This window comes from Rhodococcus sp. (in: high G+C Gram-positive bacteria) (assembly GCF_049299235.1).
In the GTDB taxonomy this organism is placed as follows: Bacteria; Actinomycetota; Actinomycetes; order Mycobacteriales; family Mycobacteriaceae; genus Rhodococcus.
The window spans coordinates 1-26,260 of sequence record NZ_JBAQXC010000017.1; the positions used below are offsets into that span (position 1 = coordinate 1).

24 protein-coding genes are annotated in these 26,260 nt (G+C 67.5%); 10 read left to right on the plus strand and 14 right to left on the minus strand.

What is annotated here, in order from left to right; genetic code table 11:
* Together WAX14_RS01110 and WAX14_RS01115 are read left to right on the plus strand one after the other, a co-directional pair.
* The coding region (locus WAX14_RS01110) for an ABC transporter ATP-binding protein (RefSeq protein WP_422626254.1) at nucleotides 1-1,916 on the plus strand (1,916 nt) is incomplete at its 5' end.
* Between the two features lie 107 nt (nucleotides 1,917-2,023).
* Nucleotides 2,024-5,776, plus strand: coding sequence for a multifunctional oxoglutarate decarboxylase/oxoglutarate dehydrogenase thiamine pyrophosphate-binding subunit/dihydrolipoyllysine-residue succinyltransferase subunit (locus WAX14_RS01115; RefSeq protein ID WP_422626255.1), 3,753 nt, complete (start codon nucleotides 2,024-2,026; stop codon nucleotides 5,774-5,776).
* 153 nt (nucleotides 5,777-5,929) lie between these two features.
* On the opposite strand, the gene WAX14_RS01120 is transcribed toward WAX14_RS01115, so the two are convergent.
* A complete protein-coding gene (locus WAX14_RS01120; RefSeq protein ID WP_422626256.1) occupies nucleotides 5,930-6,637 on the minus strand; it encodes a LysE family translocator in 708 nt (235 codons plus the stop codon).
* Between the two features lie 41 nt (nucleotides 6,638-6,678).
* Between WAX14_RS01120 and WAX14_RS01125 the strand changes: the two genes are divergently transcribed.
* Entirely contained in the window at nucleotides 6,679-7,131 is a 453-nt protein-coding gene (locus WAX14_RS01125) for an Lrp/AsnC family transcriptional regulator (protein ID WP_422626257.1), read from the plus strand.
* On the opposite strand, the gene WAX14_RS01130 is transcribed toward WAX14_RS01125, so the two are convergent.
* The gene (locus WAX14_RS01130; RefSeq protein WP_422626258.1) at nucleotides 7,126-7,779 is read right to left on the minus strand and encodes a TetR/AcrR family transcriptional regulator; all 654 of its coding nucleotides are present in this window, start codon (nucleotides 7,777-7,779) and stop codon (nucleotides 7,126-7,128) included. The genes WAX14_RS01125 and WAX14_RS01130 overlap by 6 nt on opposite strands.
* Before the next feature lie 72 nt (nucleotides 7,780-7,851).
* Between WAX14_RS01130 and WAX14_RS01135 the strand changes: the two genes are divergently transcribed.
* Genes WAX14_RS01135 through WAX14_RS01145 form a run of 3 tightly spaced genes read left to right on the plus strand, consistent with a single transcriptional unit; the run spans nucleotide 7,852 to nucleotide 11,185 of the window.
* On the plus strand, nucleotides 7,852-9,435 hold the full coding sequence (locus WAX14_RS01135) for a flavin-containing monooxygenase (RefSeq protein WP_422626259.1): 1,584 nt from the start codon (nucleotides 7,852-7,854) through the stop codon (nucleotides 9,433-9,435).
* Entirely contained in the window at nucleotides 9,432-10,259 is an 828-nt protein-coding gene (locus tag WAX14_RS01140; RefSeq protein WP_422626260.1) for an SDR family NAD(P)-dependent oxidoreductase, read from the plus strand. The genes WAX14_RS01135 and WAX14_RS01140 overlap by 4 nt, the downstream gene beginning before the upstream one ends.
* Before the next feature lie 8 nt (nucleotides 10,260-10,267).
* Nucleotides 10,268-11,185: an alpha/beta hydrolase gene (locus WAX14_RS01145; protein ID WP_422626261.1), complete on the plus strand. Its 918-nt coding sequence runs from the start codon at nucleotides 10,268-10,270 to the stop codon at nucleotides 11,183-11,185.
* Here WAX14_RS01145 and WAX14_RS01150 read toward each other — a convergent pair.
* From WAX14_RS01150 to WAX14_RS01165, 4 genes are all read right to left on the minus strand, one after another.
* Complete coding sequence (locus WAX14_RS01150) at nucleotides 11,144-12,256, minus strand: glycine betaine ABC transporter substrate-binding protein (RefSeq protein ID WP_422626262.1); 1,113 nt, start codon at nucleotides 12,254-12,256, stop codon at nucleotides 11,144-11,146. The two genes, WAX14_RS01145 and WAX14_RS01150, sit on opposite strands and share 42 nt — an antisense overlap.
* Nucleotides 12,243-13,436, minus strand: a complete 1,194-nt coding sequence (locus WAX14_RS01155; protein WP_422626263.1) for an NAD(P)-dependent malic enzyme — start codon at nucleotides 13,434-13,436, stop codon at nucleotides 12,243-12,245. Before WAX14_RS01155 ends, WAX14_RS01150 begins: the two co-directional genes overlap by 14 nt.
* A 458-nt stretch (nucleotides 13,437-13,894) precedes the next feature.
* Entirely contained in the window at nucleotides 13,895-14,302 is a 408-nt protein-coding gene (locus tag WAX14_RS01160; RefSeq protein ID WP_422626264.1) for a hypothetical protein, read from the minus strand.
* Nucleotides 14,299-15,153, minus strand: a complete 855-nt coding sequence (locus tag WAX14_RS01165) for a PHP domain-containing protein (RefSeq protein WP_422626265.1) — start codon at nucleotides 15,151-15,153, stop codon at nucleotides 14,299-14,301. The genes WAX14_RS01160 and WAX14_RS01165 overlap by 4 nt, the downstream gene beginning before the upstream one ends.
* A 111-nt stretch (nucleotides 15,154-15,264) precedes the next feature.
* Between WAX14_RS01165 and corA the strand changes: the two genes are divergently transcribed.
* Together corA and WAX14_RS01175 are read left to right on the plus strand one after the other, a co-directional pair.
* Nucleotides 15,265-16,332, plus strand: a complete 1,068-nt coding sequence (gene corA / locus WAX14_RS01170; protein ID WP_422626266.1) for a magnesium/cobalt transporter CorA — start codon at nucleotides 15,265-15,267, stop codon at nucleotides 16,330-16,332.
* Between the two features lie 32 nt (nucleotides 16,333-16,364).
* Nucleotides 16,365-18,122 carry a hypothetical protein gene (locus WAX14_RS01175; protein ID WP_422626267.1) on the plus strand — a complete coding sequence of 586 codons (1,758 nt, stop codon included), beginning with the start codon at nucleotides 16,365-16,367 and terminating at the stop codon, nucleotides 18,120-18,122.
* 12 nt (nucleotides 18,123-18,134) lie between these two features.
* Here the strand turns inward: WAX14_RS01175 and WAX14_RS01180 are convergent, their stop codons facing one another.
* From WAX14_RS01180 to WAX14_RS01190, 3 genes are all read right to left on the minus strand, one after another.
* Nucleotides 18,135-18,962 carry an SDR family oxidoreductase gene (locus WAX14_RS01180; RefSeq protein WP_422626268.1) on the minus strand — a complete coding sequence of 276 codons (828 nt, stop codon included), beginning with the start codon at nucleotides 18,960-18,962 and terminating at the stop codon, nucleotides 18,135-18,137.
* A gap of 83 nt (nucleotides 18,963-19,045) precedes the next feature.
* The gene (locus WAX14_RS01185; protein ID WP_422626269.1) at nucleotides 19,046-19,642 is read right to left on the minus strand and encodes a suppressor of fused domain protein; all 597 of its coding nucleotides are present in this window, start codon (nucleotides 19,640-19,642) and stop codon (nucleotides 19,046-19,048) included.
* Nucleotides 19,643-19,678: 36 nt separating this feature from the next.
* Nucleotides 19,679-20,788: a winged helix DNA-binding domain-containing protein gene (locus tag WAX14_RS01190; protein ID WP_422626270.1), complete on the minus strand. Its 1,110-nt coding sequence runs from the start codon at nucleotides 20,786-20,788 to the stop codon at nucleotides 19,679-19,681.
* Between the two features lie 355 nt (nucleotides 20,789-21,143).
* Here WAX14_RS01190 and WAX14_RS01195 point away from each other — a divergent pair, with 355 nt between their 5' ends.
* On the plus strand, nucleotides 21,144-22,634 hold the full coding sequence (locus tag WAX14_RS01195) for an MFS transporter (protein WP_422626271.1): 1,491 nt from the start codon (nucleotides 21,144-21,146) through the stop codon (nucleotides 22,632-22,634).
* A 31-nt stretch (nucleotides 22,635-22,665) separates the two neighbouring features.
* Here WAX14_RS01195 and WAX14_RS01200 read toward each other — a convergent pair whose 3' ends face one another.
* A complete protein-coding gene (locus WAX14_RS01200) occupies nucleotides 22,666-22,848 on the minus strand; it encodes a hypothetical protein (RefSeq protein WP_422626272.1) in 183 nt (60 codons plus the stop codon).
* 76 nt (nucleotides 22,849-22,924) lie between these two features.
* Between WAX14_RS01200 and WAX14_RS01205 the strand changes: the two genes are divergently transcribed.
* A complete protein-coding gene (locus WAX14_RS01205) occupies nucleotides 22,925-23,476 on the plus strand; it encodes a YdcF family protein (RefSeq protein ID WP_422626273.1) in 552 nt (183 codons plus the stop codon).
* 6 nt (nucleotides 23,477-23,482) lie between these two features.
* Here WAX14_RS01205 and WAX14_RS01210 read toward each other — a convergent pair whose 3' ends face one another.
* The 4 genes from WAX14_RS01210 to WAX14_RS01225 are packed head-to-tail and all read right to left on the minus strand — an operon-like array spanning nucleotide 23,483 to nucleotide 25,967.
* On the minus strand, nucleotides 23,483-24,490 hold the full coding sequence (locus WAX14_RS01210) for a glycosyltransferase (RefSeq protein ID WP_422626274.1): 1,008 nt from the start codon (nucleotides 24,488-24,490) through the stop codon (nucleotides 23,483-23,485).
* A gap of 33 nt (nucleotides 24,491-24,523) precedes the next feature.
* Entirely contained in the window at nucleotides 24,524-24,679 is a 156-nt protein-coding gene (locus WAX14_RS01215) for a hypothetical protein (protein ID WP_422626275.1), read from the minus strand.
* Nucleotides 24,676-25,440 (minus strand): hypothetical protein, encoded by a 765-nt coding sequence (locus WAX14_RS01220; protein ID WP_422626276.1) that lies wholly within the window; start codon nucleotides 25,438-25,440, stop codon nucleotides 24,676-24,678. The genes WAX14_RS01215 and WAX14_RS01220 overlap by 4 nt, the downstream gene beginning before the upstream one ends.
* Complete coding sequence (locus tag WAX14_RS01225) at nucleotides 25,386-25,967, minus strand: YveK family protein (protein WP_422626277.1); 582 nt, start codon at nucleotides 25,965-25,967, stop codon at nucleotides 25,386-25,388. Before WAX14_RS01225 ends, WAX14_RS01220 begins: the two co-directional genes overlap by 55 nt.
* Nucleotides 25,968-26,260: the final 293 nt, after the last annotated feature.

Sequence of the window (26,260 nt, forward strand, 5' to 3'; positions counted from 1 at the left end):
GTGGGGCGCTGGGTGCGGTGGCACCGACCCCGGAACTGCGCGCCGCAGTGGCGGCGTTGCCCGAGGCGACCGAAAGCCCGGGCCTCCACCCGGACCTGCGCTCGGGGTCGCTGCGTCGCCCCGACCCCGAATTCCGGCTGTGGACGACGTTGCGTCCGGTCCGGTTGCTCCTCGCCGCGGTCGTGCTGCTCCTCGTCGTCGAGTCGCTCACCGCGATCGGGTTCCCGTCGATCGTGCGGTACGCGGTCGACGAGGGTGTCACTCCCGGCGATCCGTCACGGTTGTGGATCGCGGTCGGGGCGGGCGTGGCGCTCGCGCTCGTCGGCTGGGCGGCGGTGTCGGTGTTGACGGTCTTCACCGCCCGCGCCGGTGAACGGGTGCTGTTCGGCTTGCGGGTGCGCAGCTACGCCCATCTGCAGCGGCTCGGACTCGACTACTACGAGCGGGAACTGTCCGGCCGCATCATGACCCGCATGACGACCGACGTCGACGCACTGTCGTCGTTCATCCAGACGGGTTTGTCGACCGCGGTGGTCAGTGTGCTGACCGTCGCGGGCATCTCGATCGCGCTCCTGGTCACCGATCTTTCCCTCGGGCTGGTGGCGCTGGCGGTCGTGCCGCCGCTGCTGGTTGCGACCGTCTGGTTCCGGAAGGTGTCCTCGTCGGCGTACGCGATCTCCCGCGAACGCATCTCGATCGTCAATGCCGACTTCCAGGAAAATGTCACCGGGTTGCGTGCCGCACAGGCCTACCGACGTGAGGAGTTCGCCGCGCAGCGTTTCGCCGAACGCGCGGACGCGTACCGGCGCAGCCGCATGCGCTCGCAACGAGCGATCTCCTTGTACTTCCCGTTCATCACGTTGTTGTCGGACCTGGCTCTGGCCGCCGTCGTCTACGTGGGCGCACGTGAGGTCGCGGCCGGCGCGGCGACACCGGGCGTGCTGGTGGCGTTCGTGTTGTATCTGAGCCTGCTGTTCGGTCCGATCCAGCAGCTCTCCCAGGTATTCGACGGCTATCAGCAGGCCCGCGTCGGACTGCGCCGGATCGGCGATCTGCTGCGCACCGAGAGTTCACTCGAGACCGGCCCGCCCGGTTCGGTGCCCGTGGCCGGGCACCTGCGCGGCGACGTGCGCCTCGCCGCAGTCGACTTCCGGTACTCCGGCGCGGACACCGACGCGCTCACCGCCGTCGAGTTGGACATTCCCGCGGGCACGACGGTGGCGCTCGTCGGCCGCACCGGAGCGGGCAAGTCGACCGTCGTCAAACTTCTCGCCCGGTTCTACGACCCCACATCCGGTTCGGTGCGCGTCGACGACGTCGATCTTCGGGACTACCGGCTCCCCGACTACCGCGGGAGACTCGGAGTCGTCCCACAGGAGGCACACTTGTTCACCGGCACCGTCGCGAGCAACATCGCGTACGGACGCCCGGCCGCCGGCCGCGCGGACATCGAGTCCGCGGCACGCGCGGTGGGGGCGCTCGGGATGATCGCCGGACTCACCGGGGGCATGCACCATCCGGTCGGTGAACGTGGACAGGGCATGTCCGCCGGGCAGCGGCAGCTGGTTGCGTTGGCCCGCGCCGAACTCGTCGACCCGGATCTGCTGCTGCTCGACGAAGCGACCGCGACGCTCGATCCGGGTACCGAACGGGCGGTTCTCGACGCAGGCGAGAAAGTCACGCGAGCCCGAACCGCGGTGGTCGTCGCGCACCGGCTCGGCACCGCCGCCCGAGCGGACATGATCGTGGTGGTGGACGGTGGCAGGATCGTCGAGTCGGGTTCGCACGCGCAGCTCCGGTACGCAGGCGGCGTATACCAGACCCTCTGTGATGCGGCCGAAAGCCGGGCAGGGAATAATCGAACGTCGAGAACCGTCATCGATGGAGACCCCGTCGAACCAGAGATTGTGAGGTAGCTCTCGCGCATGATCGATCTTTTCCGATCGTCACACGTACGGGCTAGCCTCATATTTACAGGCACTCCGATCGGGTACCGAAGAAAGAAACGAGGCGAACAACTGCCGTGAGCAGCAGCTCTACATCACAGTTCGGTCAGAACCAGTGGTTGGTTGACGAAATGTACCAGCGTTTCCAGGACGATCCGTCGTCCGTGGACGCGAGTTGGCACGAATTCCTGACAGACTATTCGCCCGAAGCAGCCGTTGCAGGTGGTGCCAACGGCACCGAAACCGCAGCCGCTGCCGCGCCGACCGCCACTGCCACGGCTCCCGTCCCGAAGACTTCCGCTTCCAAGGCCGCAGCTCCCGCCCCGAAGGCCCCCGCTTCCAAGGCCGCAGCTCCCGCCGCCAAGCCGCCGGCCCCGCCGGTCCCCGCCTCGAAGCCCGCAGCCGCCGCCTCGAAGTCGGCAGCACCGAAGCCCGCCACGTCGTCGGACAAGCCCGCGACCGAGGACAAGAAGGTCCTCCGCGGCGCCGCGGCCGCCGTCGCGAAGAACATGAACGCCTCGCTTTCGATCCCCACCGCCACCAGCGTTCGCGCCATCCCTGCGAAGCTGATGTTCGACAACCGGATCGTCGTCAACAACCACCTCGCCCGTACCCGCGGCGGCAAGGTCTCGTTCACGCACCTGCTCGGTTATGCCCTCGTCCAGGCGGTCAAGGCATTCCCGAACATGAACAACCACTACGCCGAGATCGACGGCAAACCGAATCTGGTGACGCCTGCGCACGTCAACCTCGGTCTCGCGATCGACCTGCCGGGTAAGAACGGGCAGCGTTCCCTCGTGGTCGCCGCGATCAAGAACTGCGAAACCATGAACTTCGCGCAGTTCTACTCCGCGTACGAAGACATCGTCCGCCGTGCCCGCGACGGCAAGCTCACCGGCGACGACTTCTCGGGTGTGACGATCTCACTGACCAACCCCGGTGGTATCGGCACCGTGCATTCCGTGCCGCGTCTGATGTCCGGCCAGGGCGCCATCATCGGCGCCGGTGCGATGGAATACCCCGCCGAGTTCCAGGGCGCGTCCGACGAGCGCATCGCCGAACTGGGCGTCGGCAAACTGCTGACCCTCACCTCGACGTACGACCACCGGGTGATCCAGGGCGCCGAATCCGGCGAGTTCCTCAAGACCGTCCACCAGCTGCTCATCTCCGACGATTTCTACGACGAAATCTTCCACACCCTGCACATCCCGTACGAGCCGGTCCGCTGGCGCAAGGATGTGCCGGAAGGCGCGGTCGACAAGAGCACGCGTGTGCTCGAGCTGATCGCCGCATACCGCAGCCGCGGTCACCTGATGGCAGACACCGACCCGTTGCAGTTCGTCAAGGACAAGTTCCGTTCGCATCCGGATCTCGACGTCACGACCCACGATCTGACCCTGTGGGACCTGGACCGCGAGTTCAACGTCGGTGGTTTCCACGGTCAGCAGCGCATGAAGCTGCGTGACGTGCTGTCGGTGCTGCGCGACGCGTACTGCCGCCACATCGGCATCGAGTACACGCACATCCTCGAACCGGAACAGCAGCAGTGGCTGCAGGAACGCGTCGAGGCGCATCATGTGAAGCCGACCGTCGCACAGCAGAAGTACATTCTGAGCCGCCTCAACGCCGCTGAAGCGTTCGAGACGTTCCTGCAGACCAAGTACGTCGGCCAGAAGCGATTCTCGCTCGAAGGCGCCGAGTCGGTCATCCCGATGATGGATTCGATCATCGACCAGGCCGCCGAGCACCAACTCGACGAGGTCGCCATCGCGATGCCGCACCGCGGTCGCCTCAACGTGCTCGCCAACATCGTCGGCAAGCCGTATTCGAAGATCTTCACCGAGTTCGAGGGCAACCTGAACCCGGCGGCGGCGCACGGATCCGGCGACGTCAAGTATCACCTCGGCGCCGAGGGCACCTACATCCAGATGTTCGGGGAGAACGACATCAAGGTGTCGCTCACCGCGAATCCGTCGCACCTCGAAGCGGTCAACCCGGTTCTCGAGGGTCTGGTCCGCGCCAAGCAGGACATCCTCGACAAGGGCGAGGGCGGATTCACCGTCATGCCGCTGCTGCTGCACGGCGACGCCGCATTCGCAGGTCAGGGTGTCGTTGCCGAAACCTTGAACCTTGCGCTGCTGCGCGGTTACCGCACCGGCGGCACCGTGCACATCGTGGTCAACAATCAGGTCGGCTTCACCACGGCACCGGAACACTCGCGGTCGTCGGAGTACTGCACCGATGTCGCGAAGATGATCGGTGCGCCGATCTTCCACGTCAACGGTGACGATCCCGAAGCCTGCGTGTGGGTGGCGCAGATCGCCGTGGACTTCCGCGAGAAGTTCCACAAGGACGTCGTGATCGACATGATCTGCTACCGCCGCCGCGGCCACAACGAGGGCGACGACCCGTCGATGACGCAGCCGGCCATGTACGACGTGATCGACACCAAGCGCAGCGTCCGCAAGAGCTACACCGAAGCCCTGATCGGCCGTGGCGACATCTCGCTCAAGGAAGCCGAAGACGCCCTGCGCGACTACCAGGGCCAGTTGGAGCGCGTGTTCAACGAAGTTCGCGAACTCGAGAAGTTCACGGCGGAACCGTCGGAATCCGTCGAGCTCGACCAGACACCGCCGGAGCGTCTGACCACCGCCGTGGACAACGCGACGCTCGAACGGATCGGCGACCAGTTCGCGAACGTTCCCGAAGGCTTCTCGGTGCACCCGCGCGTCAAGCCGGTCGTCGAGAAGCGCCGGGAGATGGCCCGCGAAGGTCACGTGGACTGGGCGTTCGCCGAACTGCTCGCGTTCGGTTCGCTCGCCGAGCAGGGCGCGCTCGTGCGCCTGGCCGGCCAGGATTCGCGCCGTGGCACGTTCACGCAGCGCCACTCGGTGCTCATCGACCGTAAGACCGGCGAGGACTACAGCCCGATCGCGGCGCTGGCCGCGAATGCCGGCAACGGTGGTCGCTTCATGGTGTACGACTCGGCACTGACCGAATTCGCGGGTCTCGGCTTCGAGTACGGCTACTCGGTCGGCAACCCCGAGGCGCTGGTGCTGTGGGAAGCGCAGTTCGGTGACTTCGTCAACGGTGCACAGCCCATCATCGACGAGTTCATCAGCTCCGGCGAAGCCAAGTGGGGCCAGCTCTCCGACGTCGTGCTGCTGCTGCCGCACGGGCACGAGGGCCAGGGTCCGGACCACACGTCCGGTCGCATCGAGCGGTGGCTGCAGTTGTGCGCCGAGGGTTCGATGACCGTCGCGGTTCCGTCCACCCCGGCCAGCTATTTCCATCTGCTGCGCCGGCATCACCTGGACGGCATCCGCCGCCCGCTCGTGGTGTTCACGCCGAAGTCGATGCTGCGCAACAAGGCTGCGGTCAGCAATGTCGACGACTTCACCCAGGGCAAGTTCCGTTCGCTGCTCGAGGAGGTGCCCTACGAGAACGGCACCGCCGACCGCACGAAGGCCACTCGGGTTCTGCTGACCTCCGGCAAGCTCTACTGGGAGCTGCTCGCGAAGAAGCAGAAGGAGAATCGCGACGACGTCGCGATCGTCCGTATCGAGCAGCTCTACCCGGTGCCGCGTCGGCGCATCACCGAGACGCTCGAGCAGTACCCGAATGCCACCGAGTTCTTCTGGGTTCAGGAGGAGCCGGCGAACCAGGGTGCGTGGCCCTTCCTCGGCCTGGCGCTGCCCGAGATGCTTCCGGAGAAGCTGGCCGGGATCAAGCGGATCTCGCGCCGTGCGATGTCTGCGCCGTCCTCGGGTTCGAGCAAGGTCCACGCGGTCGAGCAGCAGGAAATCCTGGACAAGGCGTTCGGGCGGTAGCCCACCCCGTCCCGGCACACTCCGCCCTTCTTCGGAAGACGGTTCTCATGCGAGCCGGGTCGCGCCCACCCTCCGGGGCGGGCACGACCCGGCTCGCGCCGTATCGCCCGATCGACGTTCAGGCGTTCAGGCGTTCAGGCGTTCAGGCGTTCCTCACACGGTGAGTCGCTCGAGCAACAACACCGACCCGAGCACGATCATCGCCACTCCTGACACCGTGGTCACCGCCCGTGCTGCGGTGGGGCGGGCACGGAGCACCACGCGCGCGCCGGTACCCACCCCGGTATAGACGACGGCGCAACTCACCGTGTGCACGACACCCAACACCACGATCTGCATCGCCACCGGCCACGAGCCCGCCGAATCCGTGAACTGCGGCAACAGCGCCACGAACAGCAGCAACACCTTCGGATTCAGCCCGCTCACGCCGAGGCCGGTGACGGCCTGCCGAACCCACGACTGCGACGACCCGGACTCCGCGGCCTGCACCGGCGACGCCGGCCGGGTGAGCATCACCGCTCCCAGCCACAGCAGGTACACCGCTCCGGCAATCGTCAACACCGTCATGAGCGTCGGCGTACCCGCGACGAGTGCCGCGACGCCCGCGGCCACGATCGCCGTCATCAGCAGATGCCCGGACAGCATTCCGCCCACCGCGGGCAGAACCGCTCGATGCCGTAAACCGGCCGTGATCGCATACGCCCAGTCCGCACCCGGTGTCAGCACGAACAGAAACGACACCGCCCAGAACGCGACAACAGCGCCGATCGCCACGACCTCACACTCCTCGTCCACCACCACGAACCTGCTGTTCGGGTCCTGGGGGAAGACTAGGAACGACTCGCGAGAATACGTTTCCAAAGATTCCATTCTCGGCCGAAAAATCGGGAAAGATTGTGGACATGGACGGCACTGACCGAAAGATTCTTGCCGAGCTGCAGCAGGACGGTCGACTCACCGTCACCGACCTCGCCGATCGGGTACGCCTGAGCATCTCACCCTGCCACCGACGGCTGCGCGCCCTCGAGCAGTCCGGCGCCATCCGCGGCTACCGCGCCGTCCTCGATCCCCGGACACTCGGATTGACCTTCGAAGCCATCGTCTTCGTCACCATGCACACGTCCGACCGCACCACGCTCGACGCCTTCGAGGCTGCGGTCACCGGCGTTCCGCACATCCTCCAGGCCCAGCGACTGTTCGGGGATCCCGACTATCTGCTGCGCGTCGTCGCCCGCGACCTACCGGCATTCCAGCAGCTCTACGACGAGGAGCTCGCCACGCTGCCCGGCGTGCAGCGTCTCAGCTCCACGCTGGTGATGAAGAGTGTGGCCGACGATCGTCCGCTGCCGCTATGACGAGCCGGACATCGCGTCGCCGCTGCTGGGCGCCACACCCACAGTCGCCCCGGCCACCGCGACCACCGCGGGCAGGGCGCCGACCGCGAGTTCGACGAACTCCTCTCGGGTGATCAGCGAGTCGCGCAGCCACACGATGGTGGTGTCCTCCACGAACGCGATCCACCCGCGCACCGCGAGGTGAATCGCGGGGGTCACGTCGATGCCGAGCAGCGGCAGATGGGCTGCGGTGCGATCGACCATCGCCGTCCGGGTCTGTTCGAAGACCGCAGTCATGTCCGGGTCGCTGCTGCCTGCGCCGCGGAGCATCGACACGTAGGTGTCGCGTCGTTCGGTGACGTAGTCGACGTAGGCGACGATCGTGCCGCGCAGCATCGCGATCGGGTCGAGGCTCTCGTCCGGTGCAGTGCGGTCGAGCATGTCGCGGCTGATGTGCCGAACGATCTCCACGTGGAAGTCGTGCTTGCTCGAAAAGTAGTGGAACAGCAGACTCCGGGACACACCGGCCTCGTCGGCGATCTCGTCGACGGAGATCTGCTCGAGTGACCGCTCCGACAGCATCTGCACGCCCAGGTCGATCAGCTGAGCGCGCCGTCGGGCCGGGCTGAGCCTGGTGCGTTTGGTGCCGGTGCTGTTCACATCTGCCATGCAAACACCTTCGTTGAACCAGAGTCAACAACGCTATTGACCATCTCTCAATAGACCCCTATCGTCGGGTATATGAACCTTGCGGTTACAGACACCTCTACTGCCGGATCCGTGACACGGCAGGTCGACACCCTGATCATCGGCAGCGGATTCGCCGGACTCGGGGCGGCGATCCGGCTCACCCGCGCAGGCAAGGACTTCCTGGTCCTCGAACGCGGCGCGGAGGTCGGCGGCACCTGGCGCGACAACACCTACCCGGGCGCCGCGTGCGACGTGCCGTCCAATCTGTACTCGTACTCGTTCGCCCGCAACCCGAACTGGACGCGCTCGTTCTCGCCGCAACCGGAAATCCAGCGCTACATCGCCTCCGTCGCCGACCGGTACGACGTGCGCCGCCGCACGGTCTTCGGCTGCGATGTCCTCGGTGCCCGCTGGAACACCGCGACCTTCCGCTGGGACGTGCAGACCAGCCGCGGCGACTACAGTGCGAAGATCCTGATTTCCGCGATCGGTGCGCTGTGCGAGCCGTCACTACCGGACATCCCCGGCATCGAGAGCTTCGACGGCGAGATCTTCCACTCGGCGCGCTGGAACCACGAGGCCGACCTGACCGGCAAGCGCGTCGCGGTGATCGGCACCGGCGCGTCCGCGATCCAGATCGTGCCCGCGATCGCCGGGCGTGTCGAGCACCTGGACGTCTACCAGCGCACCGCACCGTGGGTGTTGCCCCGCTCGGACCGTGAGTACACGAAGGCCGAGCACCTGGCGTTCAAGTACGTGCCGGGCGCCCAGCGACTGTCACGTGCGCTGCAGTACCTCACCCGCGAGACCCAGGTCGTCGGCCTCGCCAAGGCCCCGATCTTCATGAAACCGCTCGAGATCGCGGCACGCCTGCACCTGCGCCGTCAGCTCTCCGATCCGGCACTGCGCCGCAAGGTCACCCCCGACTTCCGGATCGGTTGCAAGCGAATGCTGATCTCCAACAACTACTTCCCGGCGCTGGCCCGCCCGAACGTGGACGTGGTCACCGACGGCATCGCCGAGGTGCGCACCGACTCGATCGTCACCCGCGACGGCACCGTCCGCACCATCGACGCGCTCGTCGTCGCGACCGGTTTCCACGTCACCGACTCCCCCACGTTCGCGGGCATCATCGGCAAGGACGGCCGGTCGCTCGCCGAGGTGTTCGACAAGACCGGGATGCAGGGATACAAGGGCAGTGCCGTCGCCGGCTTCCCCAACCTGTTCTTCCTCGTCGGGCCGAACACCGGCCTCGGCCACAGTTCGATGGTGTACATGATCGAGTCGCAGCTCAACTATGTCGTCGACGCGATCGAAACGCTCGATCGTCATCGGATCGGGACGGTCGAAGTTCGGCAGAAATTCCAGGACGAGTACAACCGCGATCTTCAGAATGCGATGAGACGCAGCGTGTGGAACACCGGCGGCTGCGCGAGCTGGTATCTCGACAAGCACGGCAACAACACCACGCTGTGGCCCGGGTTCACATTCGAATTCCGCCGGCTGACCAAACATTTCGACCTCGAGGCATATCGTAGTGTCGCGGCTGCAGACCTGACCCCATCGGTCGCCACAGCCGTCACCGAACAGACCGACGAGGGCGCGCCGAGCGCCGGGAAGGCGACCGTCCGATGAGCGAATTCGCAGGCCGGGTCGCGGTCGTCACCGGCGCCGGATCGGGTATCGGTCGCGCACTGGCCGTTGCGCTCGCCACAAAGGGTGCGCGCCTCGCCCTGTCCGACGTGGATACCGTCGGCCTGGCCGAAACCGCGCAGCAGGCAAGGGATCTCGGATCGGAGGTGCACGCGGCTCATCTCGATGTCACCCAGCGCGAGGCGGTCTTCGCGTACGCCGAAGCGGTGCTCGAGCGGTTCGGCGCGGTGAACCAGGTGTACAACAACGCCGGTATCGCATACCACGGCGAATTCGAACGCACCGAGTTCAAGGACATCGAGCGCATCATGGACGTCGACTTCTGGGGCGTCGTCAACGTGGGCAAGGCGTTCCTGCCGCACCTGATCGCCTCGGGCGACGGCCACCTGATCAACGTCTCGTCACTGTTCGGCCTGCTGTCCATGCCAGGCCAAACCGCTTACAATGCAGCGAAATTCGCGGTCCGAGGATTCACCGAGTCACTGCGGCAGGAGATGTTGATCGCCGGCCACCCCGTGCAGGTCACGTGTGTGCACCCGGGCGGCATCAAAACCGCGATCGCCCGCAACGCCACCGTCCCGGACGGCGACGACCAGGCGAGCTTCGCCCAGTTCTTCGACAGCAAACTCGCCCGCACCACCCCCGAGGACGCCGCCGCAACCATCCTCGGCGGGGTGCGCAAGAACCGGGCACGAGTGCTCATCGGTGCCGACGCGAAACTACTCGACGCGTGGGTGCGTCTGGTCGGCTCGTCCTATCAGCGAGTGGTCGCGATCATCGCCGGCCGCGTGATTCCGAAAGGCTAGCAACCGACATGCCCCAGTTTCCGCTGCCGCTCGTCCGCGCCGCCCTGCGCCCGATGTACCGGGTCGCGCTCAACCCGCGGCTCAGTTATCCGATGCGACAGCGCATGCTGGAACTGGCGGCACCGATCCAGACCCTGCCGGCCGGCACCGTCGTGCAGCACACGCACCTCGCAGGCAGGCCCGCCGAACGGCTCACGGTCGGCGCGACCGAACGGCGCACCGCGGTGCTGTACCTGCACGGCGGCGCCTACACCGCCGGGTCCCCGACCACGCACCGGTCACTCGCGGCGCACCTGGCGGCGGCTACCGAGTCCGCGGTGTATGTGCTGGACTATCGTCTGGCGCCGGACAATCCGTATCCGGCGGCGCTCGACGACGCCGTCGCCGCGTTCCTCGAACTCGTCACGGAACGCGGTGTCGACGCCGCGCGCACCCCGATCGCCGGTGACTCGGCCGGTGGCGGCTTGGCCGTCGCGACCGCCCGCAGGCTCACCGACCGGCACGGGGTCACCCCGGCCGCTCTCGGCCTGCTGTCACCGTGGGTGGATCCGGCCGCGCGAACGGTGCCCTTCGACCGCGACACGGTGCTCACGACCGCGTGGGCGTTTTCGTCCGCCGACGCGTATCTCGGCGAGGGCGACCCCGCCGATCCCGGTTACGCGCCGATGCGCGGCGACCTGTGCGGATTGCCGCCGACGTTGATCCACGTCGGCACGACCGAGGTGCTGTACCCGCAGGTCACCGAGTTCGCTCGGCGGTTGCGCGCGGCCGGCGTGGATGCGCGGATCACCGAACAGCCGAGACTGTGGCATGTCGCGCATCTCCAGGCGTCGCTGGTCCGCGAGGCCGCCGACGCGGTCGTCGACATGGGCGCGTTCCTGCGCTCACGAATGGTCGCCGAGCCAGTCGTCTGCGACGGCCGCTGAGTCCTCACCGCCGTCGACGCGACCGCGCATCTCCGCGAGGTCTGCGGTGGTGAGTTCACCGGCGATCACGCTCAGCGCGTCGAGTTGCCGTTCGTCGAGTGCGCCCTGCCGGAACAGCGGGACGACGTTCTGGGCCGCGAACACCGGCGCGGGCGTGCCCGCATCCGTCTCGTCGGCGCCCCGCGAGCGATCCGGGACGTCTGCCAGCACGACGACATCGGCACCGGTGAGAGCCGGTGACGCGGTGGTGAGCGCGCCGAGCGCGCCCCGGTCGGTCACCGCGCGCACCGCCTCGTCGTCGGTGAGGTGTTCGACGGCACCGGGCACGCAGCCGATGGTGTCGAGGCCGTCGAGTCCCCCGGACTCGACGAACGCGGGAGTCGCTGCGACCGTCATATCGGCGCAGTGTCCGGCGATCGTGTCGAGATCGCCGGCACCGATCGCCGCCGCGGTTGCCTCGCTCAGCACGAGGACGGCGCGGTCCTGGGCACTCGCGTAGTCCGAGACCGTCAGATCCGCGGGCAGCGCCCGGCCGAGCGCGGCGAACACGTCCTCGGCGCCGGTCTGGGGCGCGGTCGGTTCGAAGTATCGAAGTAGCCTGCCGGTGTAGCCGGGGACCAGTGTGACCTCGGCGGAGTCCAGCGCGATGAGCGAGGCTGCCCGATCATCCTGCTCGCGCACGGTCACGTCGATTCCGGTGCGCCGCAATGCGCCCGCGTAGAGGTGCGCGACGAGTGCGCTGTCGGCTCCGGCGTCCGCGCCGACGACGACTCCGGACGGCCCGGGCGCGTCGTCGAGGACGGGCGATGCGCATGCGGCGAGCGACGTCAGCGCTGCCGCTGCGACCAGAATGACGCCTCGCCGTCCCGCGCGCCCAGCATCCGTCGTCACAGCATCCGTCGTCACAGCATCCGTCGTCACCGCATCCGTTATCACCGCGTTCACCGTCACCGCGTTCACCGTCACCGTGTCATCCTCGCGCACACCCGGCAGCGCCGAACGCCCCGGTCCGGAAGCCTTGGTGCGGGCTCCGTCCGGGGCGTTCGGTGCGATGCCGCTAGTCGGTGACACCCTCGGCCTTCGCCGCGGCCGCGACGGCCTCGGCGACGGCGGGTGCGACACGCGGATCGAGCGGGCTCGGGACGATCTTGTCCACAGCCAACTCGTCGCCGACAACCGAGAGGATGGCCTCGGCGGCGGCGAGCTTCATGCCCTCGGTGATGCGGCGGGCGCCCGCGTCGAGCGCGCCCTTGAACACACCGGGGAAGGCCAGCACGTTGTTGATCTGATTCGCGAAGTCGCTGCGTCCCGTCGCGACGATCGCGGCATGCTTGCGTGCGATGTCCGGGTGGATCTCCGGGTCCGGGTTCGACAGTGCGAAGACGATGGCGTCGTCGGCCATGGTCGCGACGAGTTCCTCGGGCACGGTACCTGCGGAGACACCGATGAACACGTCGGCGCCGTCGAGGGCTTCGACGAGGCCACCGTGGCGGCCGGCCGGGTTGGTGCGCTCGGCGAGGTCGGTCTTGATGGCACCGAGGTCGGCGCGTTCGCGGGAGACGATGCCCTTCGAGTCGAGCACGACGACGTCGGTGGCACCGGCGGCGAGCAGGATGTTGGTGCAGGCGACACCGGCGGCACCGGCACCGGAGATCACGATGCGCAGGCCCGCGATGTCGCGGTTCTGAACCTTGACGGCACCCATGAGCGCGGCGAGCACCACGATGGCGGTGCCGTGCTGGTCGTCGTGCATGACCGGGCAGTCGAGCGCTTCGATGACGCGCTGCTCGATCTCGAAGCAGCGGGGCGCGGAGATGTCCTCGAGGTTCACCGCACCGAAGCTCGGGCGCAGCCGGATCAGCGTTTCGACGATCTCGTCGGGGTCCTTGGTGTCGAGGACCAGCGGGATCGAGTTCAGGCCGGCGAACTTCTTGAAGAGGGCGGACTTGCCTTCCATGACCGGCAGAGAGGCGCGCGGGCCGATGTCACCGAGGCCGAGCACCGCGGTGCCGTCGCTGACGACGACCACGAGGCGGTTGGTCCAGGTGTAGCGGGCCGCGAGGGTTTCGTCGGCGGCGATGGCGCGGCTGACCTGGGCGACACCGGGGGTGTACGCGATCGACAGGTCACGCTGGTTCTCGAGAGGCGACGTGAGCTCGACGGACAGTTTGCCGTCGATGTGGGCGTCGAAGATCTCTTCGTCGGTCAGTTCGACCTTGCGGGGCGTTGGTGCGTCGGACACGATAGACACGATGACACTCCTGCTTGTTCCGTGACCACCCGGGTCACAGTTACTGCGAAGTAGCTGCGACGACTTGCTTTTCGTTCGCAGGTGCTTCGCCAAGGACAAATTCGATGAAGCATCCGGGCGCGATCACTGCCGCTGTACTACGCTGTACGACTTTTCGGAGCGTGATGGCGCCATGGCGGATATGCCCTAGCGACGAGGCTGGTAAGCCCCAGCGACGAGGCTGGTGAGCCCCAACAACGAGGCCTTGGACAGGGTCTGCCATCTTTGCCCGGCATCAGTGGGTAGTTCCGGTGCCGGAGTGGACGCAAGTTTGCCACCTTCACAACCGAACAATCAAATCGCTATTTATTGCGAAGGTCTCACCTTTTGAGCGTTTCACCTGTGATTTTCGACGATTCGGGAGGTCCTGTCCACGTAACGGACGAGTTACCCACGGGTAGCGGGAGGAATACGGGTACTCATCCCCACCACTGTGTGAACATCAGGAAAATTGCAGTGACGAACACCACAGCAGAACCGGGCAGAACGGCCGTTCCCCGTCGGCGATCCGCGGACACCTGAGCCGCGATCACCACGACCGCGGCGACGACGTGTGCCGACACGGACTCGGCGCCCGGTCCCGGCACCCCCCGATCGCCGCTCAGATACTGAGCGCCGCCGACGACGACCGCGAGGACCACGACCGCACCGCACACCAACCCGGACAGCGCGCGCAGTGCGCGCACGCCGACGTTGTCCCGCCGCGGCACGGAATCGAACACCTCCGTCGGATACTCCGACGGATCGTAGTATTCGTCGCCGTAATACTCACCGTCGTAGTAGTTCTCGTCGTAGAAGTCGTCGCTGCGCCCACGTCGCGCATTCATCCGACGACCACCTCGGCTCCCGACGACCGTCCGACCAATTCCTCCAGCGCCGCCGGATGTGTCGTGAACCGTCCGATCGCGATGTCCTTGTTCGCGCCGTGATAGTCCGACGACCCGGTGACGAACAGCCCGAGGTTCGCGGCCATGTCCCGCATCAACCGCACATCGGCATCGTCGTGGTCGGGATGCTCGGCCTCGAGTCCACCGAGGCCGAGCTCAGCAAGTTCCTCGATGTGATCGAGTGACAACAGCCGACCCCTCGACCGCGCACGGGCGTGCGCGAGCACCGTCACACCCCCGGCCGCGGCGACCATGCGCACCGCGTCACCGAGATCGGTGTCGTCCTTGTGCACGTAGTAGCGACCCCGCGGCGACAACAGATCCGTGAATGCCGCACCGACCGTCGGCACCACACCGGCCTCGACCAGAGCCCGAGCAAGGTGCGGCCGCCCCGCCGCAGGACCCGCGGCGGCGACGACACGCTCCGGCTCGATCGGCAGCCCGTCCTCGGCCATCCGGTAGGCCATCGCGCGGATCCGCGCGATGCGTTCGCCCCGAAGTCGTTCCCGTTCCTCCGCGAACACCGGGTCGGCCGGGTCGAACAGATAGGCGAGCAGGTGCACGGCAACCCGGTGCCCGTCCTCACCACGTCCCGCGCACGACATCTCCATTCCCCGCACCAGGGTCATCCCCGTCGGCAACGCCTCGACGGCGTCGTCCCAACCCGCGGTCGTGTCGTGGTCGGTGAGCGCAACGACGTCGAGGCCCGCTGCTGCGGCAGCCCGGACCAGATCTGTCGGCGTGTCCGTTCCGTCGGATGCCGTCGAGTGGGAATGCAGATCGATGCGCACCCCAACAGTCTGTCAGGCCCGGCAGGAGGACCGCCGCGGGCAACGACTCGGACCGCGTGCGGTCGGCGCGCTAGCATGGCCCGGGCCGAGAATCCGCGCGGAAGGGAACCGATGCCGAACCTGCCGTCCCTGCCGTCGCGCCGGGACCCGGATCCACGGCCCGCCATCCCGGTCCCCGCGGAACGGGCCGTCGTCGATTGTGCGATCTACGTCGACGGCAGGCGCCTACCCGGCCGCTACACGCATGCCGCCGCGCTCGCCGAGGTCCGCAGCCGCGGCACCGGATTCGTGTGGCTGGGCCTGCACGAACCGGACGAGCATCAAATGACGAGTGTCGCCCGCACCTTCGGATTGCACGAACTGATGGTCGAGGACGCCGTGCTCGCCCATCAACGTCCCAAGCTCGAACGCTACGACGACCTGCTGTTCCTGGTGCTGCGCACCGTCAACTACGTCGAACACGAATCGGTGACCACCACCAACGAAATCGTCGAGACCGGCGAGATCATGATCTTCACCGGCCCCGATTTCGTGGTCAGTGTGCGGCACGGCGACCATTCCGGCCTGTCGGACGTCCGGCACCGGCTCGAACAGTCCCCCGACCGGTTGGCGCTCGGGCCCGCGTCGGTGCTGCACGCCATCGCCGACCACGTCGTGGACAGCTACCTCGAGGTGACCACACTCATCGAACCCGACGTCGACGACCTCGAGGAACTCGTCTTCACCCCGAGCACACGCATCGCGGTCGAACAGATCTACCTGCTCAAGCGGGAAATCGTGGAACTGCGTCGCGCGGTGGTGCCACTGGCCGCGCCGCTGTACCAGCTCACTCGGGCCCCGAGCAATCCGGTTCCGAAGGACATTCGACGCTACTTTCGCGACGTCGCCGACCATCACACGCTCGTGACCGAGCGCATCGCGGCGTTCGACGAAACCCTCGGCACTCTCCTCGACGCGGCGATCGCCAAGGTCACGGTGCAGCAGAACACCGACATGCGCCGCATCTCCGCGTGGGTCGCGATCGCGGCGGTTCCGACGATGATCGCCGGCATCTACGGCATGAACTTCGACGAGATGCCCGAGTTGCACTGGAAGTACGGCTACTACATCGTCATCGCGCTGATCGCGGTGATCATCATCGGACTGTTCGTGACGTTCCGGCGCAACAAGTGGCTTTGAGTGACCTCGGCCTCGATCCACCCGGAACCGAGATGCCACCTCGGAACCGGGCCCGGCTCGTCCTCGGCGTCGGGCTAGCACTCGTCGCAGCACAGGTAGCTATACGGGCGGTCGTCGCCGCCGTCGGCGAACTCTATTGGGACGACCTGATTTTGATCGGCCGTGCCGGAACCTATCCACTGTGGTCGGCGGACCTGCTGCTGCACGACCACGACGGGCATCTCATGCCAGGAGCGTTCGTCGTGGCAGCCCTCGCCGATGCGCTGGCGCCGCTGGACTGGTGGCCGGCCGCGGTGTCGCTCGTGTTCGGACAAGCGGTGGCGTCGCTCGCGGTACTGCGGGTGCTGTGGCTACTGCTCGGACCTCGCCGAGCCTTGTGGGGACCACTGCTGTTCTACCTGTTCACCCCGTTGACGCTGCCGGCGTTCGCGTGGTGGGCGGCGGGACTCAACGCACTGCCGTTGCAGGCGGCGCTGGCATGGGTCGCAGGCGACGCACTGCTGCTGGCACGCACCGGCCGACGGCGCTACGTGGTGTCGGGGACCTTGGTCACCGCGATCGCGCTGATTTTCTTCGAAAAGTCGATCCTGGTGCCGTTCGTCGCGTTCGTGACCGTTGCGCTCGTCTACCGCGTGGACGGTCTCGCGCGGCCGATGCGCCGCGCCGCCCGGCACGGGCGGAGTTTGTGGATCTCCACCGCGACACTGCTCGCCGGGTGGGCCACCTGCTACCTTCTGATCGTCGAATCCCGTTTCGGTGTACCGGATCTGGCGATGGTCACCGGGTTGACACATCACGGGCTGTCGTACGGGCTGGTACCGACCGCGCTCGGTGGACCGTGGCTGTGGGAACGCTGGAATCCGAGCCCACCGTGGGCGACACCGCCGATCGCCCTGGTCGTCGCAAGCTGGGCGGCGGTGATCGCGGCACTGGTGTGGAGCGTGCGACACAAGTGGCGAACCGGATGGGTGTGGGCCGCGACCGTCGCGTACGTGATCGCCTCGTTGGTGGCGATGATCAGCACCCGATTCGGCGTCCAGACGACCTACGAACTCGCCCAGACACTCCGCTATTTCGCGGATATCGCGGTCGTCTGCGCGATCGCCGCCGCACTGATCCTGCGCGCTCCGTCCCGCCGCGTCTCGGGTCACTCCCCTGTCGTCGCCACCGTCTGCGCTGTCGCGTTCACCGTGAGTTCACTGTGGTCGACCATCACGTTCACGCGGAGCTGGGTCGACAATCCGACCGGCGACTACCTCACCGCCGCACGCGATTCGTTGACCGCGCACCCCGACGTGCCGATCCTGGATCATCCGGTGTCGGTATGGGTGCTCCAGCCGGTCACCCATCCGCACAATCTCATCGGCTCGGTGTTCGCCGCCCTCCCCGATCGTTCCCGGATCACCGACAGTGCAGTCGATCCGGCGGTGCTCGACGACTCCGGTGCGCTCGTCGACGCCGACCTGTTCGCCGTGCGGTGGATCCCGCCGGGACCGGAACCGGACTGCGGGTACCGGCTCTCCCCCGGCACGACCGTCGTGCTGCCACTCGACGGCCCGATGTTCGACATGGACTGGACCGTGCAGCTGAATTACCTCGCGGCGGGGCCGGGCGAGATCGACGTTCGATTCCCCGGCTCGAACCCCACCTCGGTGTCGGTCACCTCCGGCCTCGGCACCGTTTACGTCCGGGTTCCGGGCGGCGGCACCGGGATTCAGGTGCATTCCGCGCCGACCGGGCCGACCGTCTGTTTCGGCGGCGGCCCGGTCGGGGTCGTCACACCGAAATAGCCGAGGGTGAGCTCACCCGGCCCAGCCGGCGGCACGCACCGCGGCGATCACCCCACCGTCGACGAGCAGATCGGTGCCGGTGACGAAACCGGCCTGCGGATCGAGCAGGAACACAGCCGCGGCGGCGATGTCGTCCGGCGTACCGAGACGACCGGTCGCGGACATCGCGACCATCGCGCGCATCCTCGCGCCGGAGTCGCCGGACAGTTCCTCCTGCCCCATCGGGGTGGAGATGACGCCGGGGCTGATCGAGTTGACGCGGGCACCGCGCGCGCCCCATGCGGCGGCGGACGCCTGCACCCGCAGCACATTCGCGCGTTTGGCGACCGCATAGGCCATCGCCGGATGCCCCAGCGTCTCCGACGCCAGAAACGGCAGGTCGAGCAACTCGTCGGTGGGGGTGGTCGCGAGCGCCTTCTCCTGGTCGGCGGGCAGACTTCCCGACATGTGCCCGGCCATACTGGCGACGACCACACCGGCACCGCCGGGTGCGACAACCCGCGCGAACTCCTCGAGGACGATCGCGACACCGAGCAGGTCGACCTGCAGGACCGCCTCGGTCGGTGCTTGGACCGGCGACAGTCCCGCGGTGTGTGCGATGTGGGTGACCCGACCGAGTCCGGCAGCAGCATCCGCGAGGAAGACCACCGAATCTCGCTCGGAGACATCGACGGACTGTTCCACGACATCGTGGCCCTCACCGCGCAGTGCAGTGGCCGCCGCGGCGAGCGTCGACTCGTTGAAATCGGCGAGCAGCACCTTCCTGCCACTGCCCAGCCGGCGCGCGATCGCCAGACCCATGCCCCCAACGCCGATGACGACGACGACATCCTTGTCCATCCTGGCCTCCCGCGATTGATCGGATGACGCGACTGTAGAGCACCGGAGCGGTGGGTCACATCCGTCGTCGAGAGTTGAACGGATCACATCTGTGGTTGACCTCGGTTGGGGTCGCGCACGTCGATGCCGGCTTCGGCCCATGCAGCGCGCAGCGCGTCGGCGCCGCGCAGCCGCTTCCATGCCGCCTCCGTTCCGGTCAGCGGCACCGCGTCGAAAAACCGGACCGGGTCGGCGGGCTCGGGCAGTTCCAGATCGGGGACATCGCTGGGCCCGAGCAGAACCGCGGTGAACGGCGCGTTCTCCCACAGTGGTTCGCCGAGATCGAGCAGAGCGTCGTCGGTCAGGACGACTCCCTCGACGGCAGGCAGCGCCGCGAGGATCGCGAGGGTGCGATGAACACCGGCGGTGATGCCGTCCGCGTGCCGCAGGCTCAGGATCAACTCCGCACGTGGCCCACGGGTGGGATCGGCCACCGTCGCCGTGGGGTCCCCCATCGGGTGCCGTGAGCAGCCGAGCGTCACGAAGTGCGTAATGCCGGAATCGTCCGGACGGTAGCGCAGCACCTCGATGGGTTCGAGACCCAGGAAGGTCACCGACGCCGATTCCGGGTCGGCACCGGCCGCGTCGGCGAGATGGCCGGTCAGGTGGGTTCGGACTGCGGTGAGCACGGAGTCGATCACTCCTGCAATCTACGCCGCGCGCAGCGCGGTACCCGGTCAGCGGTCGTCGACGAACCGCACCTGGTGATCGCCGGTGGCCGGTGCGGCAAAGTTCAGCAGTCGCAGCCCTTCGGCTTCGAGCGCGGTCCGATTCGAGGACGTCAACGTGCGCCACGGTGTGATATTCAGTTCCGCAGCGTGTTTCGTGATCTCGAGACCGGTGACCCCGGCTACGGTCCCACCCACGAGCACGGTCGATCTGACGATGCCGTTCTGGGTCATGATCCGTCCGCGGCACTCGTCCGGGACCAGCCTGGACCGGTTTGCGTGCGAGAGCAGCACATTGTCGTAGGGCGCGAGGATTCGCACCGGGGCGGGCGTTGCAGAGTCCGGCCGTGGGGCGTCGGGCAGATCGAACAGTTCGACGCCGTGCTCGTCGCGGAACACCTCGAGCCGCGGGCGCAGTCGCTCGAACACCTCACCGAGGCGCGTGAGCCCGCACCATGCCTGCGCGTCGCGCACGCTCGCCGGACCGAACGCCGCCAGGTATCGGATCAGCATCGATTCCGGTTCGGGAGCGGCGAGCGGACGTCCGGTCCACTCGTCGAGCGCGGCCAACCGTGGCGGGCCCGACCGCCCCCACAACCCGCGCGGCGGCACCTGGACCATCGGCACCAGCCCACGCACCCCGTGCGCGAGAGCCTTCGGGTCGCGGCCGGGGAATCGCTCGGCGAGATGCGGCCGCAATTCCTGTTGGCTGCGCGGGACGTCGCGGACGAGTTCGCGTCCGGCCAGGGCGAGGGCATCCAGGTCGACCTCTGCCAATGCTGCGGCGTACGCACCGTTGGTGTCCAGATCGCGGTCGAGCAGCGGCTGGATCCACGGCCGCAGCGCGACCGCGTCGGCTGCGGACACCGCGAAGATCGTGCCGCGCATGAGCACGATCCGCACGACCGCGCGGGAGTCGATGAGGGAGGACAGGGACTCCGGGGCGAATCCGCGGATCCGCGCCCACAGCGCCAGGTAGGGCGGGAGCGGGGCCTGTGCCTGCACACCCAGTAGATGCTCGATCATCGGCAGTGGTGCGAGATCGCTGCGGCGCAGCAGGTGCTGACGCGCAAGGGTCGCGCGGCCGAGTTCCCGGGTCGTGAGAATGCGCGGTGCCACGGCTGCGATTGTGCCACCGACCCCGGCCGGTTCGCGTCCACCGAACACGAACATTCCCGGCCATCGGGACGCTCGACTGTGGGGCACATCACATGTCCGCGTTCACCCCGTGGCCCGCCTCGCCGCACGAGCACCCGACCGCCCGAGGCAGTGAACAGGCCAAACAGTTACACTAAGTAACAATTCGGGCAATCCGCTGCACCCGCGCGTACCCGGATCCCGACAGCACACCGGAACGACAGGCGAATTCCGTTGCCTCCCAGCATATTTGTGCTGATACAGTCGCGGGCATGACGAGCAAGGCCACCGTGCGGGAAGCGCACCGCGACATCCGCACACCGGTCACGGACCACCCGTGACGGAAACGACGCACGCACGGATCCTCCTCCCCGCCCTGTGCTTCATCACCGCGACCATCGCCGTCATGCAGACCGTGGTGGTTCCGATCGTCGGGACCATCCGCGACCAACTCGGGGTGAGCACGACCGCGGTCAGCTGGGTGCTCACCGCCAATCTGCTCGCCGCCGCCGTCACGACACCGATCCTCGGACGCCTGGCAGATCTGCGGGGCAAACGGATGGTCCTGGTCGCCATCCTCGGAATGGTGCTGGCCGGTTCGCTGCTGTGCGCGCTCACCGACTCGTTCGCGCTCCTCGTCATCGGTCGAGTCCTGCAAGGTACCTCGTTTGCCCTGTTTCCCGTCGGGATCGCGGTGCTGCGCGCCGAAATCGAACCGGCGCGACTCGTCGGTGCGATGGGTCTGCTCTCCGGCACCATGGGTGCCGGTGGCGCCATCGGCATGGTGCTGACCGGCCTCACCGTTTCCGGGGACGCCGACTATCGGCGGGTGTTCTGGTTGCTGGCCGCCGTCAATGTCGTCGGATTGGCACTCGCGGTGATCGCCGTACCCCGACGCCCGGCCACCTCCCACGGCCGGATCGACTGGGCCGGAGCCGTCCTGCTGTCGTGTGGCCTCGCCCTCTCGCTCCTCGCGCTGTCGGAGGGCGGCACCTGGGGATGGGGCTCGGCAGCGACCGTCTGCACCGGCATAGCAGGCCTGGCCGCACTCGGCGTGTGGTTCGCGTTCGAACGGCGCGTCGACGAACCGCTGGTGCCACCACGGATGATCACGCACCGGCCCGTGCTCGTGCTGCATCTGACGGCCGCGCTGATAGGCGTCGCGATGTTCGTGAACTTCCTCGCGACCTCCTACTTCGTTCAGACACCGGCCGGCGCGGGCTACGGCTTCGGCTCGTCGGTGCTCGAAGCCACCGCCGTGTACATGCTCCCCGGCGCGCTCGTCGGGGTGGTCGCCGCGGCGCTGGCGGGTCGCCTCGTCCATCGCTTCACCGCGCGCCGGGTCCTCGGCGTCTCATGCCTGCTGGGAACGGCCGGATTCGTTTTCGTCGCGATAGCGCACGACCGGACGTGGCACCTCATCGTCGCGGGCATCGGGATTTCGGTCTTCGTCAGTCTCGCGTACGCCGCGTTGCCCGCACTGCTCGTCGCCGAGGTCAGGCCGGACGAGACCGGAATCGCGAACGGGATCAATTCGATCGCCCGAACCGTCGGCAGTTCGGTGAGCAGCGCGGCAGTGTCCGCACTGCTCGCGACACTCGTCGTCACCGAAACCGGACTGGTGAAGGAATCCGCGTTCGTCGCGGCATTCGGGCTCGGCGCTGTCGCCGCAGCCGTCGCAGCCGTGCTGGTGTACGCCACCGTGCGACCACCCGCACGCCACCTCACCACCGCCGAGGACGCCGAAGTCGAGGCGACGGGGCTCGCGGCGGAATGTGCGAGCGTCGGCGGACCGGCCGGCGGTAGGGACCCGAACATCATCGAGTAGGCATCGGCGGCCGTGCCCGGGCGACGGGTGCCTACGGGAGACCAGGATCCTGTGGGGAATCCTCGTCACAGCAGCAACGCTCCGCCCGGTCTCGCTGCAACTCGACGAGGTACTCGTCCCGGTCGGCGACGTGCAGGACCCTGGCCGATGCGAAGGCAGCGGCAAGGGACACCAGCAGCCACACCACCAGTGCTCCACCGATCCACCACAGCATCGCGCCAGTATCGCATTCCGCACCGGCGGATCAGCCGGACACGACCGGCCCCGATCCCCGGCTATACCCTGGTGCCATGCGAGTTGCCCGGCGCCGTACGGTGATCGCGGTCGTCATCGTGGCAGCGATGGCGGCAACGCTGGTCGCATGCGACCGCTTCTACAACCACTCCCGGATGGATGCGCTGCGTCCCGTCGATGCGATCGTCGTGCTCGGCGGTGACCACGACGGGCGTGAGGAGTACGCCCTCGGCCTCGCCCGGGACGGACTCGCCGACACCGTCGTGTTGTTCGATCCGTACGGGTCGACCGATCTCGTGCTGCCTCGGCTGTGTGCGTCGGCCACGGACATTCGAGTGCTGTGCCCGGTACCCGAACCGAGTACCACCCACGGTGAGGCACTGACGACGGGGCGTCTGGTCGAGGCCAACGGGTGGCGTTCGATCATGGTGATCAGCTGGCGTTTCCACCTGCCTCGTGCCCGTCTGCACTTCGAGCAGTGTGTCGACGCCGAACTGGTGATGCGGGAAGTGCCGCGCGAGTACCACTTCGGTCCGTGGGGCTGGCTGCGGGTGTATACCCATCAGAGTCTCGGACTGGTGAAGGCGGCAGTCCAGTTCCGCTGCTGACATCGCTCACGCCGGATCGAGTTGCTGTTCGGCGGAGGGTGCGTCGGGGAGTCGTTCGTCGACCCACGCCGCGATGCGGGATTCGAACACCTGCCGGTCGAAGGTGAGTGCCTGCGCCCGGCAAGCCTGCGGTGCCGCCGCGAGTGCCCGCGCCACTGCCGCCGCCAGATCCTCCGGATCGTCGGGGTCGCACAACGCACCGGTCCGCCCGTCCAGGACGCTCTCGGCGGCGCCGCCGGTGCGGTTCGCGACGACCGCGGCTCCCGCGGCCATCGCCTCGACCGGCATGATTCCGAAGTCCTCCACGCCGAGAAATGCGTAGACGCTGCACCGCTGATACAGCGCGTAGAGCAACGCATCGGATACCCGGCCGAGCAGATGGACCGGCACCGGTGCGGCATCGCCGTAGCCACGCAACCGGTCCTCGTCGGGGCCGCCACCGGCCAACACCACCGGCAGGCCCACCGCGACGCCCGCATCGACGACCTTGTCCAGCCGCTTGTACTCGACCATCCTGGACGCACCGAGAACGAAGTGTTCCGGCAATCCCTCGAGAAGTCGCGCGTCTTCCGGCGAGAGTGCCCGCCCCCAGTCCGCGACGGCCGCGACCGCAGCGGCGTCGACGGGCGGGTGGATCACTCGCGCATCGACGTCCCAGCAGTCCCGCACCCGGTCCGCCACGAACCGGCTGTTCGCCGCGTAGACGGCACGACCACGTTGGGCTGCTCGCCGGTCGACGGAGCGCAGCATCGGGGCCACGGCCCGCACCGGCAGGCTGCGGCCGCGTGGGTCGAGTTCCGGGGTCCACAGATACCGGGCCGGGGTGTGCACGTACACGTATCGGGTGAGATCGTCCGAGGCGGGGAATCGAACGTGGCGGGCGAACAGGTGAGTGCTGACCACCGCCCGTTCGTACCCTGCGCCGGGCGTACGCGACCACACCAGCGGCATCGCGGGCAGCGCGGCGATCTTGCTGCGCCGCAGCACCGTCCGCGCGAGCGCGCTCTCCCGCACGCGCGTTCCGCCGAAGCGTCCGGGTGCGTCGTCCTAGAGGCACACGAGGTCCGCGTCCGGGAAGACCCGCACCAGCGAATCGACCACCTTCTCGGCCCCGCCGTGCGGTTCGATCCACTCGTGGACCAGCACGGTGGACCGAGCGGTTTCGGCCGCGACAGCCCGGTCGGGCAGATGCGGGGAAGTCATCCGCTCATCCCGCTGCGTCCGGCATGGTCGGGCACACCGATGACGACGGTCCCGGTCAGCCTTCCCTGCACCTCGGAGATGGTGGTCGCGGCGCCCTCGAGGTCACCGAGTTTGGTCGATCCGTATCGGGCGACGAGCAGAACACCGTGCGCCAGCGCCCCTGCGACACCACCGTCCGACGACTGCTGCGGTGACGGGACCGCGAGCAGGACCGTGTCGTAGACGGATCCGAGATCCTCGAACATCTGGTCGGCATACAGGCCGAGGGCAGGCAGGTCCGGACCGGCGATGCTGATGGCATCGGCGGGCAGGTATCCGAGCCCGCTGACGTCCGTAGCCAGGACCTGATGTGCGACGTGAGCACCGGAGCCGACACCGGCACCCACGGCGACCCGGTCGACCGCGGCAAGCTCGTCCCGGAGCCCGCTCTCACCCGGAAGCAGATCCACCACCACCGTGCTGACGCCCAGTTCGGTGAACGACCGGGCGAGGTTCGCGGCGACCATCGCCGCATCGCGCACGTCGTCGGTGGCGCAGACGGCGACCCGGCTCGCCTCACGACGCCCGTAGAAGACTCGCGTACGGATCTTGCGGAAGGCAGCCTGACCGACCTGCCCCCGCTTCGGACGCGGCACGAAACCCAGCATCGGTTGACCGGTCAGGTCCGCCACCTGCCGCGCCGTGCGCACCGTCCGGTCGAGCAGGCTCAGCACGATAGCGACGACGAGACCGACGAGCAGCCCCAGGATTCCGCCGACCACCGCGAGGACCGCGGGGGGTTGCCGGACGGCACGGTCGGGGTCGTCGCCTGGTTGATGACCTTCATCGCGGCCAGTTCCGGGGTGTCCGGTGCGGTGACCTCGAGCGTTTCGACGAGCCGGATCATCTGGCGGGTCACCTCGTTCGCGATGTCACGTGCCCGCGCCGGATCACTGTCTGCGACGTTGATGTCCATGAGTACGCTGTTGGGCAACTGCTCTGCGGAGATCGACGCGGCCAACTCGTTGGGCGACATCGTCAGCCCCAGTTCGTCGATGGTGCCGTTCACGACGTCCTGGCCGTTGACGATCTTGGCGTAGGACTGCAATCGCGACTGCGCGAACAATCCACCCTGCAGCGAATCGAAGGAACTGGCCGATGCCGTCGAGAGGAACACCCGGCTGGTCGCAACATATTCGCGCGAGCCGACGAACGAGAACGCCAGTCCGGCAGCCAGACCGACGACGGTGAACGCGACGATCCAACCCCATCGATCTCGTAGCATGCGCAGGTAGGTAGTGGATTCCATGATGACGATCCCTTCGCTTTCATCACGATCAGCCCCGCAGGCGCCGTGTCACAGGATGCCGCAACCCCGAGGCGACGACATGCCGCCGATACGTGGACGGGTGCCACAGCTTCGGCACTCGGTTCAGATGGATACGAAAGTTGTTTCGATCCAACCATTGTCAAATCTCTCAGAGTGCATCTGAAAACTCCGGGTCGAGGGTCAAGCAGAACGGGCAAGCCGACGTGACATCGTGGCGATCATCGCGACGTGGACCATCGCCTCATGATGATCGGGTCGGGTCTCGTAATCCC

Coding starts and splice junctions, on each gene's coding strand:
- WAX14_RS01140 (WP_422626260.1), top strand. CDS start 9,432: ATGAGCGAATTCGCAGGCCGGGTCGCGGTCGTCACCGGCGCCGGATCG.
- WAX14_RS01215 (WP_422626275.1), bottom strand. CDS start 24,679: ATGACTTCCCCGCATCTGCCCGACCGGGCTGTCGCGGCCGAAACCGCT.
- corA (WP_422626266.1), top strand. CDS start 15,265: ATGCCGAACCTGCCGTCCCTGCCGTCGCGCCGGGACCCGGATCCACGG.
- WAX14_RS01125 (WP_422626257.1), top strand. CDS start 6,679: ATGGACGGCACTGACCGAAAGATTCTTGCCGAGCTGCAGCAGGACGGT.
- WAX14_RS01160 (WP_422626264.1), bottom strand. CDS start 14,302: ATGAATGCGCGACGTGGGCGCAGCGACGACTTCTACGACGAGAACTAC.
- WAX14_RS01180 (WP_422626268.1), bottom strand. CDS start 18,962: ATGGACAAGGATGTCGTCGTCGTCATCGGCGTTGGGGGCATGGGTCTG.
- WAX14_RS01225 (WP_422626277.1), bottom strand. CDS start 25,967: ATGGAATCCACTACCTACCTGCGCATGCTACGAGATCGATGGGGTTGG.
- WAX14_RS01130 (WP_422626258.1), bottom strand. CDS start 7,779: ATGGCAGATGTGAACAGCACCGGCACCAAACGCACCAGGCTCAGCCCG.
- WAX14_RS01175 (WP_422626267.1), top strand. CDS start 16,365: ATGCCACCTCGGAACCGGGCCCGGCTCGTCCTCGGCGTCGGGCTAGCA.
- WAX14_RS01205 (WP_422626273.1), top strand. CDS start 22,925: ATGCGAGTTGCCCGGCGCCGTACGGTGATCGCGGTCGTCATCGTGGCA.
- WAX14_RS01145 (WP_422626261.1), top strand. CDS start 10,268: ATGCCCCAGTTTCCGCTGCCGCTCGTCCGCGCCGCCCTGCGCCCGATG.
- WAX14_RS01135 (WP_422626259.1), top strand. CDS start 7,852: ATGAACCTTGCGGTTACAGACACCTCTACTGCCGGATCCGTGACACGG.
- WAX14_RS01200 (WP_422626272.1), bottom strand. CDS start 22,848: ATGCTGTGGTGGATCGGTGGAGCACTGGTGGTGTGGCTGCTGGTGTCC.